The sequence below is a fragment of the Pseudomonas sp. AL03 genome (assembly GCF_029960815.1).
Lineage (GTDB): Bacteria > Pseudomonadota > Gammaproteobacteria > Pseudomonadales > Pseudomonadaceae > Aquipseudomonas.
Map to the genome: position 1 here is coordinate 118,271 of NZ_JASBRE010000001.1, position 15,401 is coordinate 133,671.

Here is a 15,401-nt window from a genome sequence, read left to right on the forward strand (position 1 = left end):
ACCGCAGTTAGCCACCACTGCTGCGGCATCCAAATCCAAAGTTTCGGGAGAGTGAACATGGGCAAAATTATCGGTATCGACCTGGGGACTACCAACTCCTGCGTCTCCGTGATGGAAAACGGCGTAGCCAAAGTTATTGAAAACGCTGAAGGCACGCGCACCACGCCGTCGATCATCGCTTATGCCAACGATGGTGAAATCCTCGTGGGTCAATCGGCCAAGCGTCAGGCAGTGACCAATCCGCACAACACCCTGTATGCGGTGAAGCGTTTGATCGGTCGTAAGTTCGACGAAGAAGTCGTACAGAAAGACATCAAGATGGTCCCGTACAAAATCGCCAAGGCTGATAACGGTGACGCTTGGGTTGAAGTGAACGGCCAGAAAATGTCGCCGCCACAAATCTCGGCTGAAATTCTGAAGAAAATGAAGAAGACTGCCGAAGACTACCTCGGCGAGCCAGTGACTGAAGCGGTGATCACCGTTCCGGCCTACTTCAACGACAGTCAGCGTCAAGCGACCAAAGACGCCGGTCGTATTGCTGGTCTGGACGTAAAACGTATCATCAACGAACCAACTGCAGCCGCTCTGGCCTACGGTATGGACAAGGCGAAAGGCGATCATACCGTGATCGTTTATGACTTGGGCGGCGGTACTTTCGACGTTTCCGTGATCGAAATCGCTGAAGTCGATGGCGAGCACCAGTTCGAAGTGTTGGCCACCAACGGCGACACATTCCTGGGCGGTGAAGACTTTGACATTCGTCTGATCGACTACCTCGTCGACGAATTCAAGAAAGAAAGCGGCATGAACCTTAAAGGTGACCCGCTGGCCATGCAGCGCCTGAAAGAAGCCGCTGAAAAAGCCAAGATCGAACTGTCTTCGAGCAATTCGACCGACGTGAACCTGCCGTACATCACTGCAGACGCCACCGGTCCTAAGCACTTGAACGTGAAAATCTCCCGCGCCAAGCTCGAAGCGCTGGTAGAAGACCTGGTTCAACGCACCATCGAACCTTGCCGTATCGCTCTGAAAGACTCCGGCATCGACATTGGCGCCATCAACGACGTGATCCTGGTGGGCGGTCAGACCCGCATGCCACTGGTTCAGAAGCTGGTGACCGAGTTCTTCGGTAAAGAAGCACGTAAAGACGTGAACCCGGACGAGGCCGTTGCCATGGGTGCTGCTATCCAGGGCGCAGTATTGGCCGGTGATGTGAAAGACGTTTTGCTGCTCGACGTCAGCCCGCTGACCCTGGGTATCGAAACCATGGGTGGCGTGATGACTGCGCTGATCGAGAAAAACACCACGATTCCTACCAAGAAGTCGCAAGTGTTCTCGACTGCCGATGACAACCAGGGCGCTGTGACCATTCACGTGCTGCAAGGTGAGCGTAAGCAAGCTGCTCAGAACAAGTCTTTGGGCAAGTTCGACCTGGCCGAGATTCCGCCAGCGCCACGTGGCGTACCACAAATTGAAGTGACCTTCGACATCGACGCCAACGGCATTCTGCACGTAGGCGCCAAAGACAAGGCTACCGGCAAGACTCAGTCGATCGTGATCAAGGCTAACTCCGGTCTGTCCGAGGAAGAGATTCAGCAGATGATTCGCGATGCTGAAGCCAACGTCGACGCAGATCGCCAGTTCGAAGAGTTGGCCGCTGCTCGTAACCAGGGCGATGCGCTGGTTCACTCGACGCGCAAAATGGTCGCTGACGCTGGCGACAAAGTGACCGCTGAAGAGAAGACTGCAATCGAAGCCGCAGTAGTTGCCCTGGAAGCCGCCGTCAAAGGTGACGACAAGGCTGCTATCGACGCCAAAGTTGAAGAACTGTCGAAAGTCTCCGCGCCAGTGGCTCAGAAAATGTACGCCGAGCAGGCTCAGCCAGCTGAAGGCGCTGCACCGCACGACGAAAAAGCTGAAAAGGCTGACGACGTTGTCGACGCTGAGTTTGAAGAAGTCAAAGACCACAAGTAAGTTGTTGGTCGCCCGGTTGACTGCCTTCAGGCGGTGACTGGTAGGATGTCGCCGCGCGGGAGCTTGCTCCCGCGTTGGCATGTCTGGAGTTAGCGAATTTTTACAGCATGCGACAAGGCGGGCTGTGTGGCTGGTTTGTTAAATCAAGTTCGGATGCCCGAAGTCCAAAGCCAAGGCGCTGTGACGAGTCATAGCTCGCTATGGCGAGGAGCAGCAACGCAGGCTATGGGCTTCGGGCGCCGAAATTGATTTAACAAACCAGCCATACAGGTCGCCCCTGGGTGCTGATGGTATGGCCGGGAATGCTCCTGCTTTTCGAGCCGAAAGTACCGCATTGAATCAAAGACCAGGATCGTTGAATTGACGTGAGTTGGGTCCGGGCCTGTATTGGGGCTCAACGAGTTTGGCGAGGCTCAGGAGAGGTTTGCCGAACGTCCTTAAGAGTGCAAAGACTTATGGCAAAGCGTGACTATTACGAAGTATTGGGTGTTGAGCGCGGCTCAAGCGAAGCGGACCTGAAAAAGGCCTACCGTCGCCTGGCAATGAAGCACCACCCGGACCGTAATCCCGATGACAAAGCGTCGGAAGATATGTTCAAAGAGGCCAACGAGGCCTACGAAGTACTGTCCGATTCCAGCAAGCGCGCGGCCTATGACCAGTATGGTCATGCCGGTGTCGACCCGAGCATGGGCGGCGGCGGTGCCGGGTTTGGCGGTCAGAACTTCTCCGATATCTTTGGTGATGTCTTCAGTGACTTCTTCGGCGGCGGTCGCGGCGGTGCTCGTGGCGGCGCTCAGCGCGGCAGCGACCTGCGTTACACCCTGGAACTGAACCTGGAAGAGGCGGTGCGCGGTACGACCGTGAATATCCGTGTTCCGACACTGGTCAACTGCAAGCCGTGCGACGGTTCGGGTGCCAAGAAAGGCTCCGCGCCGATCACCTGCCCGACTTGCGGCGGTATCGGCCAGGTGCGCATGCAGCAAGGCTTTTTCTCGGTGCAGCAAACCTGCCCGCGCTGCCATGGTCAGGGCAAGATCATTTCCGATCCGTGCGATTCCTGCCACGGCCAAGGCCGTGTCGAAGAGTACAAAACCCTCTCGGTGAAAGTGCCGGCCGGTGTCGATACCGGTGATCGCATTCGTCTGTCCGGCGAAGGCGAGGCGGGTGCTCAGGGTGGTCCGACTGGCGACCTGTACGTGGTGATCAACGTGCGCGAGCACGCGATCTTCCAGCGCGACGGCAAGCACCTGTTCTGCGAAGTGCCGATCAGTTTTGTCGATGCTGCGCTGGGTGGCGAGCTGGAGATTCCGACCCTCGATGGTCGAGTCAAACTGAAAATCCCTGAGGGGACTCAGACCGGCAAGCAGTTCCGTGTTCGTGGCAAGGGCGTTGCGCCAGTGCGCGGCGGCGGTGCTGGTGATTTGATGTGCCGTGTGGCGGTCGAAACCCCGGTCAACCTGGGTCGTCGTCAGCGCGAGTTGCTGGAAGAGTTCCGCAGCTCCCTGGCGGATGACAACAGCCATTCGCCTAAAACCACCGGTTGGTTCGAAGGCGTGAAGCGCTTCTTTGGCGATTTGTAAGGAGTCGGCATGCGACGTATAGCTGTGATGGGCGCTGCCGGGCGCATGGGCAAGATCCTGGTCGAGGCAGTGCAGCAACGCTCGCCGCTGACCGGTCTGACGGCAGCCATCGTACGCCCCGGCAGCACGCTGATTGGCGTGGATGCCGGTGAACTGGCTTCGCTTGGGCGTATCGGCGTGCCGTTGTCCGGTCATGTGGAGGCGGTGGCTGATGAGTTCGACGTGCTGATCGACTTCACACTCCCGGAAGTCATGCTGAAAAACCTGGCGTTCTGCCGCAAGACGGGCAAGGCCATGGTGATCGGCACTACCGGTTTGGACGCTGCACAGAAGCAGTTGCTGGTGGAGGCGGGCAAGGACATTCCCATTGTGTTCGCAGCCAATTTCAGTGTGGGTGTGAACCTGTCGCTGAAGCTGCTCGATATGACGGCTCGTGTGTTGGGCGATGAGGCGGATATAGAAATCATCGAGGCTCATCATCGGCACAAGATCGATGCGCCTTCAGGTACGGCCCTGCGCATGGGCGAGGTCATCGCAAGCGCCCTGGATCGTGATCTGCAAAAGGTTGCGGTTTACGGGCGAGAAGGCCACACCGGTGCGCGTGAGCGTGAAACGATCGGCTTTTCCACTGTTCGTGGTGGTGATGTGGTTGGCGATCATACGGTGCTGTTCGCTTGTGAGGGTGAGCGACTGGAGATCACGCATAAAGCTTCCAGTCGCATGACCTTCGCCAAGGGCGCGGTACGTGCTGCGTTGTGGCTGGAGGGTCGTGATCCGGGTCTTTACGACATGCAAGACGTGCTCGATCTGCGTTAAGATGCGCCCGAAACCGGGTTCCAACACACTGTTTGGACCCGGTTTTATTACGCCAAGCGACGTCCTGTCGCATTCCCCGGCCTTTAAGGCTCATTGGCGGTAGACCAAAAATGCCTTTTTCTGTAAGCTACAGCTTTAGTGTGTCCACTAAAAGCGCGCAGAATTATTCGGTGAAGAAGCGGGGTGACGTGTCCATACGTCACTCCGCTTTTTTACAACCTGCGATCGCCCTTTCAGGCTTTATTTACGGGAGGTCTTCTTGACTAAGCCAGCCATACTCGCCCTTGCTGATGGCAGCATTTTTCGCGGCGAAGCCATTGGAGCCGACGGTCAAACCGTTGGTGAGGTGGTGTTCAACACCGCCATGACCGGCTATCAGGAAATCCTTACCGATCCTTCCTACGCCCAACAGATTGTTACCCTGACTTACCCGCACATCGGCAACACCGGCACCACGCCGGAAGACGCCGAGTCCGATCGCGTCTGGTCCGCGGGCCTGGTTATCCGTGACCTGCCACTGGTGGCGAGCAACTGGCGTAACACAATGTCTCTGTCCGACTACCTGAAAGCCAACAATGTTGTGGCAATCGCCGGTATCGACACTCGCCGCCTGACACGCATCCTGCGTGAAAAAGGCGCACAGAACGGCTGCATCATGGCGGGGGACAACATTTCCGAAGAAGCCGCCATCGCCGCCGCTCAGGGTTTCCCTGGCCTCAAAGGCATGGACTTGGCGAAGGTTGTCAGCACCAAAGAGAAATACGAGTGGCGCTCGACTGTCTGGGATCTGAAAACCGACAGCCACGCGACCATCGACGCTTCCGAGCTGCCGTACCACGTGGTTGCCTACGACTACGGCGTCAAGCTGAACATCCTGCGCATGCTGGTCGAGCGCGGTTGCCGCGTGACCGTGGTGCCGGCTCAAACGCCAGCCGCTGATGTTCTGGCTCTGAAGCCGGACGGCGTGTTCCTGTCCAACGGCCCTGGTGATCCAGAGCCTTGCGACTACGCGATCCAGGCGATCAAGGACGTGCTGGAGACCGAGATTCCGGTCTTCGGCATCTGCCTCGGTCACCAGCTGCTGGCTCTGGCCTCCGGCGCCAAGACCCTGAAAATGGGGCACGGCCACCACGGCGCCAACCACCCGGTTCAGGATCTGGACACCGGCGTTGTGATGATCACCAGCCAGAACCACGGTTTTGCGGTAGACGAAGCGACCTTGCCAGCCAACGTTCGCGCGATTCACAAATCGCTGTTCGACGGCACCCTGCAAGGGATCGAGCGTACCGACAAGAGCGCCTTCAGCTTCCAGGGTCACCCTGAAGCCAGCCCTGGCCCGAACGACGTAGCACCACTGTTTGATCGCTTCATCAATGAGATGGCCAAGCGACGCTAATCGCTCGCCTTGATGTAGCAAAGCGTGAGGGCGGTCCCGAAGTGGCGGCCCCCTCAAGGCTTCAAAGATTGAACAAGACGGCTTGCCGACTGACCTGCGGATTTGAGTGACAAACCCATGCCAAAACGTACAGATATTAAAAGCATCCTGATTCTCGGCGCTGGCCCGATCGTGATCGGCCAGGCCTGCGAGTTCGACTACTCCGGCGCCCAGGCCTGTAAAGCCCTGCGCGAGGAGGGTTACCGCGTCATCCTGGTGAACTCCAACCCAGCGACCATCATGACCGACCCGGACATGGCTGACGCCACGTACATCGAGCCGATCAAATGGCAGACCGTTGCCAAGATCATCGAGAAAGAGCGTCCGGACGCGCTGCTGCCGACCATGGGTGGCCAGACCGCTCTGAACTGCGCTCTGGACCTGGAGCGCGAAGGTATTCTGGAGAAGTTCGGCGTAGAGATGATCGGCGCCAACGCTGACACCATCGACAAGGCTGAAGATCGTTCGCGCTTTGACAAGGCGATGAAATCCATCGGTCTGGACTGCCCGCGCTCGGGTATCGCTCACAGCATGGAAGAGGCCAACGTGGTGCTTGAGAAGCTCGGCTTCCCGTGCATCATCCGTCCGTCCTTCACCATGGGCGGCACCGGTGGCGGTATCGCTTACAACCGTGAAGAGTTCGAAGAAATCTGCGCCCGCGGTCTGGACCTGTCGCCGACCAAAGAGCTGCTGATCGACGAATCCCTGATCGGCTGGAAAGAGTACGAGATGGAGGTTGTCCGCGATAAGAAGGACAACTGCATCATCGTCTGCTCCATCGAAAACTTTGACCCGATGGGTGTGCACACCGGTGACTCGATCACTGTTGCACCGGCTCAGACCCTGACCGACAAAGAATATCAGATCATGCGTAACGCCTCCTTGGCGGTACTGCGTGAGATCGGCGTGGAAACCGGCGGTTCGAACGTGCAGTTCGGTATTTGCCCGGACACCGGTCGCATGGTTGTGATCGAGATGAACCCGCGGGTATCTCGTTCCTCGGCACTGGCCTCCAAGGCCACCGGCTTCCCGATCGCCCGGGTCGCGGCCAAACTGGCAATCGGCTACACCCTCGACGAACTGCAGAACGAAATCACCGGCGGCAAGACCCCGGCGTCCTTCGAGCCGTCCATCGACTACGTCGTTACCAAGCTGCCACGCTTCGCCTTCGAGAAATTCCCGAAAGCCGACGCACGCCTCACCACTCAAATGAAGTCGGTGGGTGAAGTCATGGCCATCGGCCGGACCTTCCAGGAATCTCTGCAGAAAGCCCTTCGCGGGCTGGAAGTGGGCGTTTGCGGCCTGGACGAGAAGCTTGACCTGAGCAACCCGGAAAGCATGAGCGTGCTCAAGCGCGAACTGACCGTGCCGGGCGCCGAGCGTATCTGGTACGTGGCTGACGCTTTCCGCGCCGGCCTGTCGGTCGAAGACATCTTCGGCATGAACATGATCGACCCGTGGTTCCTGGTGCAGATCGAAGATCTGGTCAAGGAAGAAGAGAAGGTCAAGACCTTGGGTCTGGCCAGCATCGACCGCGACATGATGTTTAAGCTCAAGCGTAAAGGCTTCTCGGACATGCGTCTGGCCAAGCTGCTGGGCGTGACCGAGAAAAACTTGCGTCGCCACCGTCACAAGCTGGAAATCTTCCCGGTCTACAAGCGCGTTGACACCTGTGCAGCCGAGTTCGCCACCGACACCGCCTACCTCTACTCGACTTACGAGGAAGAATGCGAAGCCGCACCGTCGGGCCGCGACAAGATCATGATCCTCGGCGGCGGTCCTAACCGTATCGGTCAAGGCATCGAGTTCGACTACTGCTGCGTACACGCGGCGCTGGCCCTGCGCGCCGACGGTTACGAGACCATCATGGTCAACTGCAACCCGGAAACCGTTTCCACCGACTACGACACCTCCGATCGCCTGTACTTCGAACCAGTAACCCTGGAAGACGTGCTGGAAATCGTCCGCGTCGAGAAGCCGAAAGGCGTGATCGTCCAGTACGGCGGCCAGACCCCGTTGAAACTGGCTCGTGCTCTGGAAGAAGCTGGCGTGCCGATCATCGGCACCAGCCCTGACGCCATCGACCGTGCCGAAGACCGTGAGCGTTTCCAGCAGATGGTTGAGCGCCTGAACCTGCGCCAGCCGCCAAACGCCACCGTGCGCAGCGAAGACGAAGCGATTCGTGCCGCCGCGAAAATCGGTTACCCGCTGGTGGTTCGTCCGTCCTACGTATTGGGCGGTCGCGCGATGGAAATCGTCTACGAAGAAGAAGAACTCAAGCGCTACCTGCGTGATGCGGTGAAAGTGTCCAACGACAGCCCGGTGCTGCTCGACCACTTCCTCAACTGCGCCATCGAAATGGACGTGGATGCAGTTTGCGACGGCACCGACGTGGTGATCGGCGCGATCATGCAGCACATCGAGCAGGCCGGTGTTCACTCCGGTGACTCCGCATGCTCCCTGCCGCCGTACTCGCTGCCTGCACACATCCAGGACGAGATGCGCGAACAGGTCAAGAAAATGGCCCTGGAACTGGGCGTTGTCGGCCTGATGAACGTTCAGTTGGCGCTGCAAGGCGAAGACATCTACGTCATCGAAGTCAACCCGCGCGCTTCCCGTACCGTACCTTTCGTGTCCAAGTGCATCGGCGTTTCCCTGGCGATGATCGCGGCTCGCGTCATGGCAGGTAAAACGCTGAAGGAAATCGGCTTTACCAAAGAAATCATTCCGAACTTCTACAGCGTGAAAGAGGCGGTGTTCCCATTCGCCAAGTTCCCTGGTGTGGACCCGATCCTGGGCCCGGAGATGAAGTCCACCGGTGAAGTGATGGGCGTGGGCGACACCTTCGGTGAGGCGTTTGCCAAAGCCCAAATGGGCGCCAGCGAAGTGCTGCCGACTGGCGGTACCGCGTTCATCAGCGTGCGTGACGACGACAAGCCACTGGTTGCAGGGGTGGCCCGTGATCTGATCAACTTGGGCTTCGAAGTGGTCGCCACAGCCGGTACTGCCAAGCTGATCGAAGCCGCAGGCCTGAAAGTGCGTCGTGTGAACAAGGTGACCGAAGGTCGTCCGCACGTGGTCGACATGATCAAGAATGACGAAGTCACCCTGATCATCAACACCACCGAAGGTCGTCAGTCGATCGCTGATTCGTACTCCATTCGTCGTAATGCCTTGCAGCACAAGATCTACTGCACCACCACCATTGCTGCTGGCGAAGCCATCTGCGAAGCGCTGAAGTTCGGTCCCGAGAAGACCGTGCGCCGCTTGCAGGATCTACACGCAGGATTGAAGGCATGATCAAGTACCCAATGACCGTCCAGGGCGCGAAAGCCCTGGAAGAAGAACACGCTCACCTGACCAAAGTCGTCCGTCCGAAGCTTAGCCAGGACATCGGCACGGCCCGCGAGTTGGGTGACTTGAAGGAAAACGCCGAATACCACGCTGCTCGCGAGCAGCAGGGTATGGTCGAGGCTCGGATCCGCGACATCGAAGGCCGCATGCAGAACGCGGTGATTATTGATGTCACGACCATTCCTCATACCGGCAAAGTGATCTTCGGCACCACCGTTGAAATCGCCAACGTCGAGACGGATGAGCGCGTCACTTACCACATCGTGGGTGAGGATGAAGCTGACTTCAAACTTGGCAAGATTTCGGTCGGTTCACCACTGTCCCGCGCCTTGATTGCCAAGGAAGAGGGTGACGTGGTTGCCGTGAAAACACCGGGTGGCGTTATCGAGTACGAGATTGTCGAAGTCCGCCACCTCTGAAAGAAGGCGCCCGCTCCGTGCGGGCGCCATGCTTTGGCAACTGACTCAGATGTTGTGGGTTGGCGGCCTGTGGCTGTTACACATCGGTCTGCTGCCGGTGCTGGGCCAGATAGGTCTGGCGCCGCTGCTGATCGACGAAATTGCAGGCATGTTGAATGCGCTGATGGTGGGTTTCGCCACAGCATGTGTGATTTTTCAGGCTTTGGTGCTGATTCAGGCCGAGGGCCTTGCCAGTCTATGGCGCGATATTCGCGGGCAACTGCTGATGATGGCGCTGTATGCGCGTGCGATGTATGTCGCGGTGCGTATCGGCTGGCCGGACGCGGTGCGTTGGCAGGTGTTCAGCTATCTTGTTCTGGGCTTTTCCGGGCTGGTGCTGGTGTTGCAGCCGGTGCCTGGATGGAGTGGCAGGGTGCGCGAAGCACACCCTTGACCCTTGCCATCACTTGAAGCGATGGACGTTCGACAGCTGCTTGTTGACGCTGAAGTTCTTGCGGTAAATCAGTGCCATCTTGCCGATGACTTGAACCAGATCCCCTTTGCCGACCTTGCAGAGTTCTGCAATGGTTGCCAGGCGGGATTCGCGATCGAGGATGTTGAGCTTGATTTTGATCAGCTCGTGATCCGCCAAAGCGCGTTCAAGTTCGGCTAACACACCTTCAGTCAAACCGTTGTCAGCCACAGTCAAAACTGGTTTCAGATGGTGGCCAATGGATTTGTACTGTTTCTTCTGCTCTTGAGTGAGCGGCATAATCTGACCCCTGCGTCTGATCTTGTAAAAAGCGGCGGCCAGTTTACCCGAGCGAGTCCGGGACCGCCCAGTTAATCACGACCCGTTTTATTTTCGAGGTGGCCCGTGGCCCGTTCCAAGACAAGCCTTAAGTGGCTGCAAGAGCATTTCAACGACCCATTCGTCAAAATGGCGCAAAAAGATGGGTACCGCTCCCGTGCCAGCTACAAACTGCTGGAGATCCAGGACCGAGACCGTTTGATCCGTCCAGGCATGAGCGTGATCGACCTGGGCGCCGCCCCGGGTGGCTGGTCCCAGGTGACCAGTCGTCTGATTGGTGGGCAAGGTACGCTGATTGCTTCCGACATCCTTGAAATGGACAGCATCCCTGATGTGACCTTCATTCAGGGCGACTTCACCGAGGACGCCGTGCTGGCGCAGATTCTCGAAGCTGTCGGAAAAAACGAGGTAGACCTTGTGATTTCCGATATGGCCCCCAATATGAGTGGATTGGCGTCTGTTGATATGCCGCGATCGATGTTCCTGTGCGAGTTGGCGCTGGATCTGGCGACTCGGGTGTTGAAGCCCGGTGGTGATTTCTTGATCAAGGTTTTCCAGGGTGAAGGTTTCGACGAATACCACAAAAGCGTTCGCCAGCAATTCGAGAAGGTCACGACGCGCAAGCCTAAATCGTCGCGCGATCGCTCTCGTGAGCAGTACCTGCTGGCTCGTGGTTTCCGCGGTCGCAGCGAGGAATAAGAGGTTTTTCGACCGGGGTGATAGGTTTTTAGTATTTCGCCCCGTGAGCATTAGCGAATAGTGTGTAGAAAGTGTTTCACAAAGGGTTACAGACGGCGCCTGCCAGAGCCGTAGGTAATGTAGTAAGTTAGGCCGGTGAATATCATGCGAAGCGCGCGCCATTAGCGGAGCTTGCTTCAGAGGGTAGTTAATTGAACGATATGGCAAAGAATCTGATCCTGTGGTTGATCATCGCGGCTGTCCTGGTGACAGTGATGAACAACTTCTCCAGCCCTAACGAGCCGCAGACCCTCAACTATTCCGACTTCATCCAGCAGGTCAAGGATGGCAAGGTCGAGCGTGTAGCAGTTGACGGCTATGTGATTACCGGCAAACGCAACGATGGCGACAGCTTCAAGACCATTCGTCCTGCGATCCAGGACAACGGTCTGATCGGCGACCTCGTGGATAACCACGTTGTGGTTGAAGGCAAGCAGCCTGAGCAGCAAAGCATCTGGACTCAACTGCTGGTCGCAAGCTTCCCGATCCTGGTGATCATCGCCGTGTTCATGTTTTTCATGCGGCAGATGCAGGGCGGAGCCGGTGGCAAGGGCGGACCGATGAGCTTCGGCAAGAGCAAGGCGCGCCTGCTCTCCGAAGATCAGGTGAAAACCACCTTGGGTGACGTTGCCGGTTGCGACGAAGCCAAGGAAGAAGTCGGTGAACTGGTCGAGTTCCTGCGTGATCCGGGCAAGTTCCAGCGTCTAGGCGGCCGCATTCCACGTGGCGTGCTGATGGTGGGGCCTCCGGGTACCGGTAAAACCTTGCTGGCCAAGGCGATTGCCGGTGAAGCCAAAGTGCCGTTCTTCACCATTTCCGGTTCCGATTTCGTCGAAATGTTCGTCGGTGTCGGTGCCAGCCGTGTTCGCGACATGTTTGAACAGGCCAAGAAGCACGCTCCATGCATCATCTTCATCGATGAAATCGACGCCGTCGGTCGTCATCGTGGTGCCGGCATGGGTGGCGGTCATGACGAGCGCGAACAGACTCTCAACCAGTTGCTGGTAGAGATGGACGGCTTCGAAATGAATGACGGCATCATCGTCATCGCCGCAACCAACCGTCCAGACGTACTTGACCCGGCATTGCTGCGTCCGGGCCGTTTCGACCGTCAGGTTGTCGTCGGTCTGCCGGATATCCGTGGTCGCGAGCAAATTCTCAAAGTTCACATGCGCAAAGTGCCAATGGGTGACGATGTCGCTCCGGCCGTAATCGCTCGTGGTACTCCTGGTTTCTCCGGAGCCGACCTGGCCAACCTGGTGAACGAGGCGTCGTTGTTCGCAGCCCGTACCGGCAAGCGCATCGTCGAAATGAAAGAGTTCGAGTTGGCCAAAGACAAGATCATGATGGGCGCGGAGCGCAAATCCATGGTCATGTCGGAGAAAGAGAAGCGGAACACCGCTTATCACGAAGCAGGCCACGCAATTGTTGGTCGCGTGGTGCCTGAGCATGATCCGGTCTACAAGGTGTCAATCATTCCGCGCGGTCGTGCGCTGGGTGTGACGATGTTCCTGCCGGAGGAAGATCGCTACAGCCTGTCCAAGCGTGCATTGATCAGCCAGATCTGCTCGTTGTACGGCGGCCGTATTGCTGAAGAAATGACCTTGGGCTTCGATGGCGTCACCACCGGTGCGTCAAACGACATTATGCGTGCCAGCCAGATTGCACGGAACATGGTGACCAAGTGGGGCTTGTCGGAAAAACTCGGCCCGTTGATGTACGCCGAAGAAGAGGGCGAAGTGTTCCTCGGTCGCGGCGGTGGTCAGGGTGCAAGCTTCTCCGGTGAGACAGCCAAGCTGATCGATTCCGAAGTGCGCAGCATCATTGATCAGTGCTACGGCACGGCCAAGCAGATCCTCACGGATAACCGTGACAAGCTCGACGCAATGGCTGATGCCTTGATGAAGTACGAAACGATCGATGCCGATCAGATCGACGACATCATGGCGGGTCGTACACCTCGCGAGCCTCGCGACTGGTCAGGAGACAGCACCGGTACCTCCGGAACACCTCCGACGGTGCAGGATGAGCGTCCGGAGACACCTATCGGCGGTCCGGCTGCTGACGTTTAAGGTTTGAAATGACTTCTGTTCTGTCCTCGACCCGGTTGCCTTGCGGCAACCGGGTTCTTGATTTGGCCCGGACGCATGTCATGGGCATTCTCAATGTCACTCCCGATTCCTTCTCTGACGGTGGTCAATACAGCCAGCTCGATGCGGCCTTGCGCCATGCTGAGGCTATGGTGGCAGCCGGCGCGACCCTGATCGACGTCGGTGGCGAATCGACCCGGCCGGGCGCCAGGGCGGTTTCACCGCTGGAAGAGCTGGAGCGCGTGGCACCCATCGTCGAGCGAATTCATCGCGAACTGGATGTGATTATCTCGGTCGATACGTCCACGCCAGCTGTCATGCGCGAAACCGCACGACTTGGGGCTGGATTGATCAATGATGTGCGATCGTTGCGGCGCGATGGCGCTCTTGATGCGGTCGCGGCCACGGGTCTGCCGGTGTGTCTGATGCATATGCTTGGTGAGCCGGGCGACATGCAGGACAATCCGCATTATCAGGACGTCACGAAAGAGGTGGGCGAGTTTCTCGCCGAACGGATTGCACAGTGTGCGTCGGTGGGGATCCCGGCTGAACGGATCATTCTTGATCCGGGTTTCGGCTTCGCGAAAAACTTGCAGCACAATCTAAGCTTGTTCAAACATATGGAGGCCCTGCATGCCTTGGGGCGGCCCCTGTTGGTCGGGGTTTCGCGAAAGAGCATGATAGGTCAGGCCTTGAATCGTCCGGTTGGAGCGCGTCTGTATGGTGGTCTGGCGCTTGCGGCGCTGGCTTCGGTCAAGGGGGCGCGTATATTGCGCGTCCATGATGTGGCCGAAACTGTCGATGTGGTGCGGATGATCGCCGCAGTGGAATCAGCCGAATAAACGATGGAGTACTTATGACTAAAAAATACTTTGGCACCGACGGCATTCGTGGTCGAGTCGGCGAGTACCCGATTACTCCTGACTTCATGCTTAAGCTCGGCTGGGCTGCAGGCATGGCGTTCCGCAAAATGGGCGCCTGCAAGGTACTGGTGGGCAAGGACACCCGGATCTCCGGCTATATGTTCGAATCGGCGCTCGAGGCCGGGCTTACGTCGGCAGGTGCCGATGTCATGCTCCTGGGTCCGATGCCGACACCGGCCATCGCCTATCTGACGCGTACCTTCCATGCCGAAGCGGGCATCGTGATCAGTGCCTCGCACAACCCTCACGATGACAACGGCATCAAATTTTTCTCCGGAAAGGGCACCAAGCTTCCGGATGAAGTCGAGTTGATGATCGAAGAGCTGCTCGACACCCCGATGACTGTGGTTGAGTCGAGCAAGATCGGCAAGGTATCGCGAATCAACGATGCCTCGGGCCGTTATATCGAATTCTGCAAGAGCAGCGTTCCTACCGGCACCAGCTTTGCCGGGCTGAGGATCGTGATCGACTGCGCCCACGGTGCGACCTATAAAGTGGCGCCTAGTGTGTTCCGTGAGCTGGGGGCCGATGTCGTTGTGCTTTCTGCTCATCCTAATGGCCTGAACATCAATGAGAATTGCGGTTCGACCCATATGGAGCCTTTGCAAGCGGCTGTATTGGCTGAACATGCTGATTTGGGTATTGCCTTTGATGGTGACGGTGATCGAGTCCAGATGGTCGATCACACTGGCGCAGTCGTCGACGGCGATGAGTTGCTGTTCATCATTGCTCGCGATCTGCATGAGCGCGGCAAGTTGCAGGGTGGTGTAGTCGGGACGTTGATGAGTAACCTGGGGCTGGAACTGGCCCTGGCGGATCTGGCGATTCCTTTTGTGCGCGCCAATGTCGGTGACCGATATGTGATCGCTGAGCTGTTGGAGCGCAACTGGCTCGTAGGTGGTGAAAACTCGGGGCATATCGTCTGCTTCAATCACACCACGACGGGTGACGCGATTATTGCTGCGCTGCAGGTGCTGATGGCGCTGAAGCGTCGCTCCGAAGGTCTGGCTCAAGCCCGTCAGGCATTGCGCAAATGCCCTCAAGTGCTGATCAACGTGCGTTTCGGCGGTGGTGCAAGCCCCCTTGATCATCCCTCGGTCAAAGAGGCCGGCGAACGTGTTACCAAGGCTATGGCGGGTCGTGGGCGCGTGCTGTTGCGCAAGTCCGGGACGGAGCCGCTGGTGCGGGTCATGGTCGAAGGCGAGGACGAAACACAGGTTCGCGGCTACGCCGAAGAGCTGGCAAAACTGGTTACTGAAGTTTCTGCCTGATTTCGGCTTGC

General features: G+C 57.8%; 12 protein-coding genes. 11 read left to right on the forward strand and 1 reads right to left on the reverse strand.

The annotated features are described in order from the left end of the window. Positions 1 to 57 precede the first annotated feature (57 nt). The 7 genes from dnaK (at position 58) to QK293_RS00545 (ending at position 10,011) form a co-directional block, all read left to right on the forward strand. Positions 58 to 1,974, forward strand: coding sequence for a molecular chaperone DnaK (dnaK, locus tag QK293_RS00515; protein WP_131060791.1), 1,917 nt, complete (start codon positions 58 to 60; stop codon positions 1,972 to 1,974). A gap of 455 nt (positions 1,975 to 2,429) precedes the next feature. After that, positions 2,430 to 3,554, forward strand: a complete 1,125-nt coding sequence (gene dnaJ, locus QK293_RS00520) for a molecular chaperone DnaJ (protein ID WP_282374958.1) — start codon at positions 2,430 to 2,432, stop codon at positions 3,552 to 3,554. 9 nt (positions 3,555 to 3,563) lie between these two features. After that, entirely contained in the window at positions 3,564 to 4,370 is an 807-nt protein-coding gene (dapB, locus tag QK293_RS00525; RefSeq protein ID WP_282374960.1) for a 4-hydroxy-tetrahydrodipicolinate reductase, read from the forward strand. 259 nt (positions 4,371 to 4,629) lie between these two features. After that, a complete protein-coding gene (gene carA / locus QK293_RS00530) occupies positions 4,630 to 5,766 on the forward strand; it encodes a glutamine-hydrolyzing carbamoyl-phosphate synthase small subunit (RefSeq protein WP_282374962.1) in 1,137 nt (378 codons plus the stop codon). 117 nt (positions 5,767 to 5,883) lie between these two features. Then, positions 5,884 to 9,105 (forward strand): carbamoyl-phosphate synthase large subunit, encoded by a 3,222-nt coding sequence (gene carB, locus QK293_RS00535; RefSeq protein WP_282374964.1) that lies wholly within the window; start codon positions 5,884 to 5,886, stop codon positions 9,103 to 9,105. Then, positions 9,102 to 9,578 carry a transcription elongation factor GreA gene (greA, locus tag QK293_RS00540; protein ID WP_282374966.1) on the forward strand — a complete coding sequence of 159 codons (477 nt, stop codon included), beginning with the start codon at positions 9,102 to 9,104 and terminating at the stop codon, positions 9,576 to 9,578. Before carB ends, greA begins: the two co-directional genes overlap by 4 nt. Before the next feature lie 28 nt (positions 9,579 to 9,606). After that, the gene (locus QK293_RS00545; RefSeq protein WP_282374967.1) at positions 9,607 to 10,011 is read left to right on the forward strand and encodes an MFS transporter; all 405 of its coding nucleotides are present in this window, start codon (positions 9,607 to 9,609) and stop codon (positions 10,009 to 10,011) included. Positions 10,012 to 10,020: 9 nt separating this feature from the next. Here QK293_RS00545 and QK293_RS00550 read toward each other — a convergent pair whose 3' ends face one another. After that, a complete protein-coding gene (locus QK293_RS00550; RefSeq protein WP_282374969.1) occupies positions 10,021 to 10,329 on the reverse strand; it encodes a YhbY family RNA-binding protein in 309 nt (102 codons plus the stop codon). A gap of 105 nt (positions 10,330 to 10,434) precedes the next feature. Between QK293_RS00550 and rlmE the strand changes: the two genes are divergently transcribed. The 4 genes from rlmE to glmM all read left to right on the forward strand — a co-directional run bounded on the left by rlmE (position 10,435) and on the right by glmM (position 15,390). After that, positions 10,435 to 11,067 (forward strand): 23S rRNA (uridine(2552)-2'-O)-methyltransferase RlmE, encoded by a 633-nt coding sequence (gene rlmE, locus QK293_RS00555; RefSeq protein ID WP_282374971.1) that lies wholly within the window; start codon positions 10,435 to 10,437, stop codon positions 11,065 to 11,067. 200 nt (positions 11,068 to 11,267) lie between these two features. After that, positions 11,268 to 13,178, forward strand: coding sequence for an ATP-dependent zinc metalloprotease FtsH (ftsH, locus tag QK293_RS00560; RefSeq protein ID WP_282374974.1), 1,911 nt, complete (start codon positions 11,268 to 11,270; stop codon positions 13,176 to 13,178). Between the two features lie 8 nt (positions 13,179 to 13,186). After that, positions 13,187 to 14,038 carry a dihydropteroate synthase gene (folP, locus tag QK293_RS00565; RefSeq protein ID WP_282374977.1) on the forward strand — a complete coding sequence of 284 codons (852 nt, stop codon included), beginning with the start codon at positions 13,187 to 13,189 and terminating at the stop codon, positions 14,036 to 14,038. A 14-nt stretch (positions 14,039 to 14,052) separates the two neighbouring features. Beyond that, entirely contained in the window at positions 14,053 to 15,390 is a 1,338-nt protein-coding gene (gene glmM / locus QK293_RS00570) for a phosphoglucosamine mutase (protein WP_282374979.1), read from the forward strand. Positions 15,391 to 15,401: the final 11 nt, after the last annotated feature.

What these genes read in the sequence shown, in the direction of transcription:
- dnaK (WP_131060791.1), top strand. Translation starts at nt 58, where the DNA reads ATGGGCAAAATTATCGGTATCGACCTGGGGACTACCAACTCCTGCGTC.
- dnaJ (WP_282374958.1), top strand. Translation starts at nt 2,430, where the DNA reads ATGGCAAAGCGTGACTATTACGAAGTATTGGGTGTTGAGCGCGGCTCA.
- dapB (WP_282374960.1), top strand. Translation starts at nt 3,564, where the DNA reads ATGCGACGTATAGCTGTGATGGGCGCTGCCGGGCGCATGGGCAAGATC.
- carB (WP_282374964.1), top strand. Translation starts at nt 5,884, where the DNA reads ATGCCAAAACGTACAGATATTAAAAGCATCCTGATTCTCGGCGCTGGC.
- greA (WP_282374966.1), top strand. Translation starts at nt 9,102, where the DNA reads ATGATCAAGTACCCAATGACCGTCCAGGGCGCGAAAGCCCTGGAAGAA.
- QK293_RS00545 (WP_282374967.1), top strand. Translation starts at nt 9,607, where the DNA reads ATGCTTTGGCAACTGACTCAGATGTTGTGGGTTGGCGGCCTGTGGCTG.
- QK293_RS00550 (WP_282374969.1), bottom strand. Translation starts at nt 10,329, where the DNA reads ATGCCGCTCACTCAAGAGCAGAAGAAACAGTACAAATCCATTGGCCAC.
- ftsH (WP_282374974.1), top strand. Translation starts at nt 11,268, where the DNA reads ATGGCAAAGAATCTGATCCTGTGGTTGATCATCGCGGCTGTCCTGGTG.
- folP (WP_282374977.1), top strand. Translation starts at nt 13,187, where the DNA reads ATGACTTCTGTTCTGTCCTCGACCCGGTTGCCTTGCGGCAACCGGGTT.
- glmM (WP_282374979.1), top strand. Translation starts at nt 14,053, where the DNA reads ATGACTAAAAAATACTTTGGCACCGACGGCATTCGTGGTCGAGTCGGC.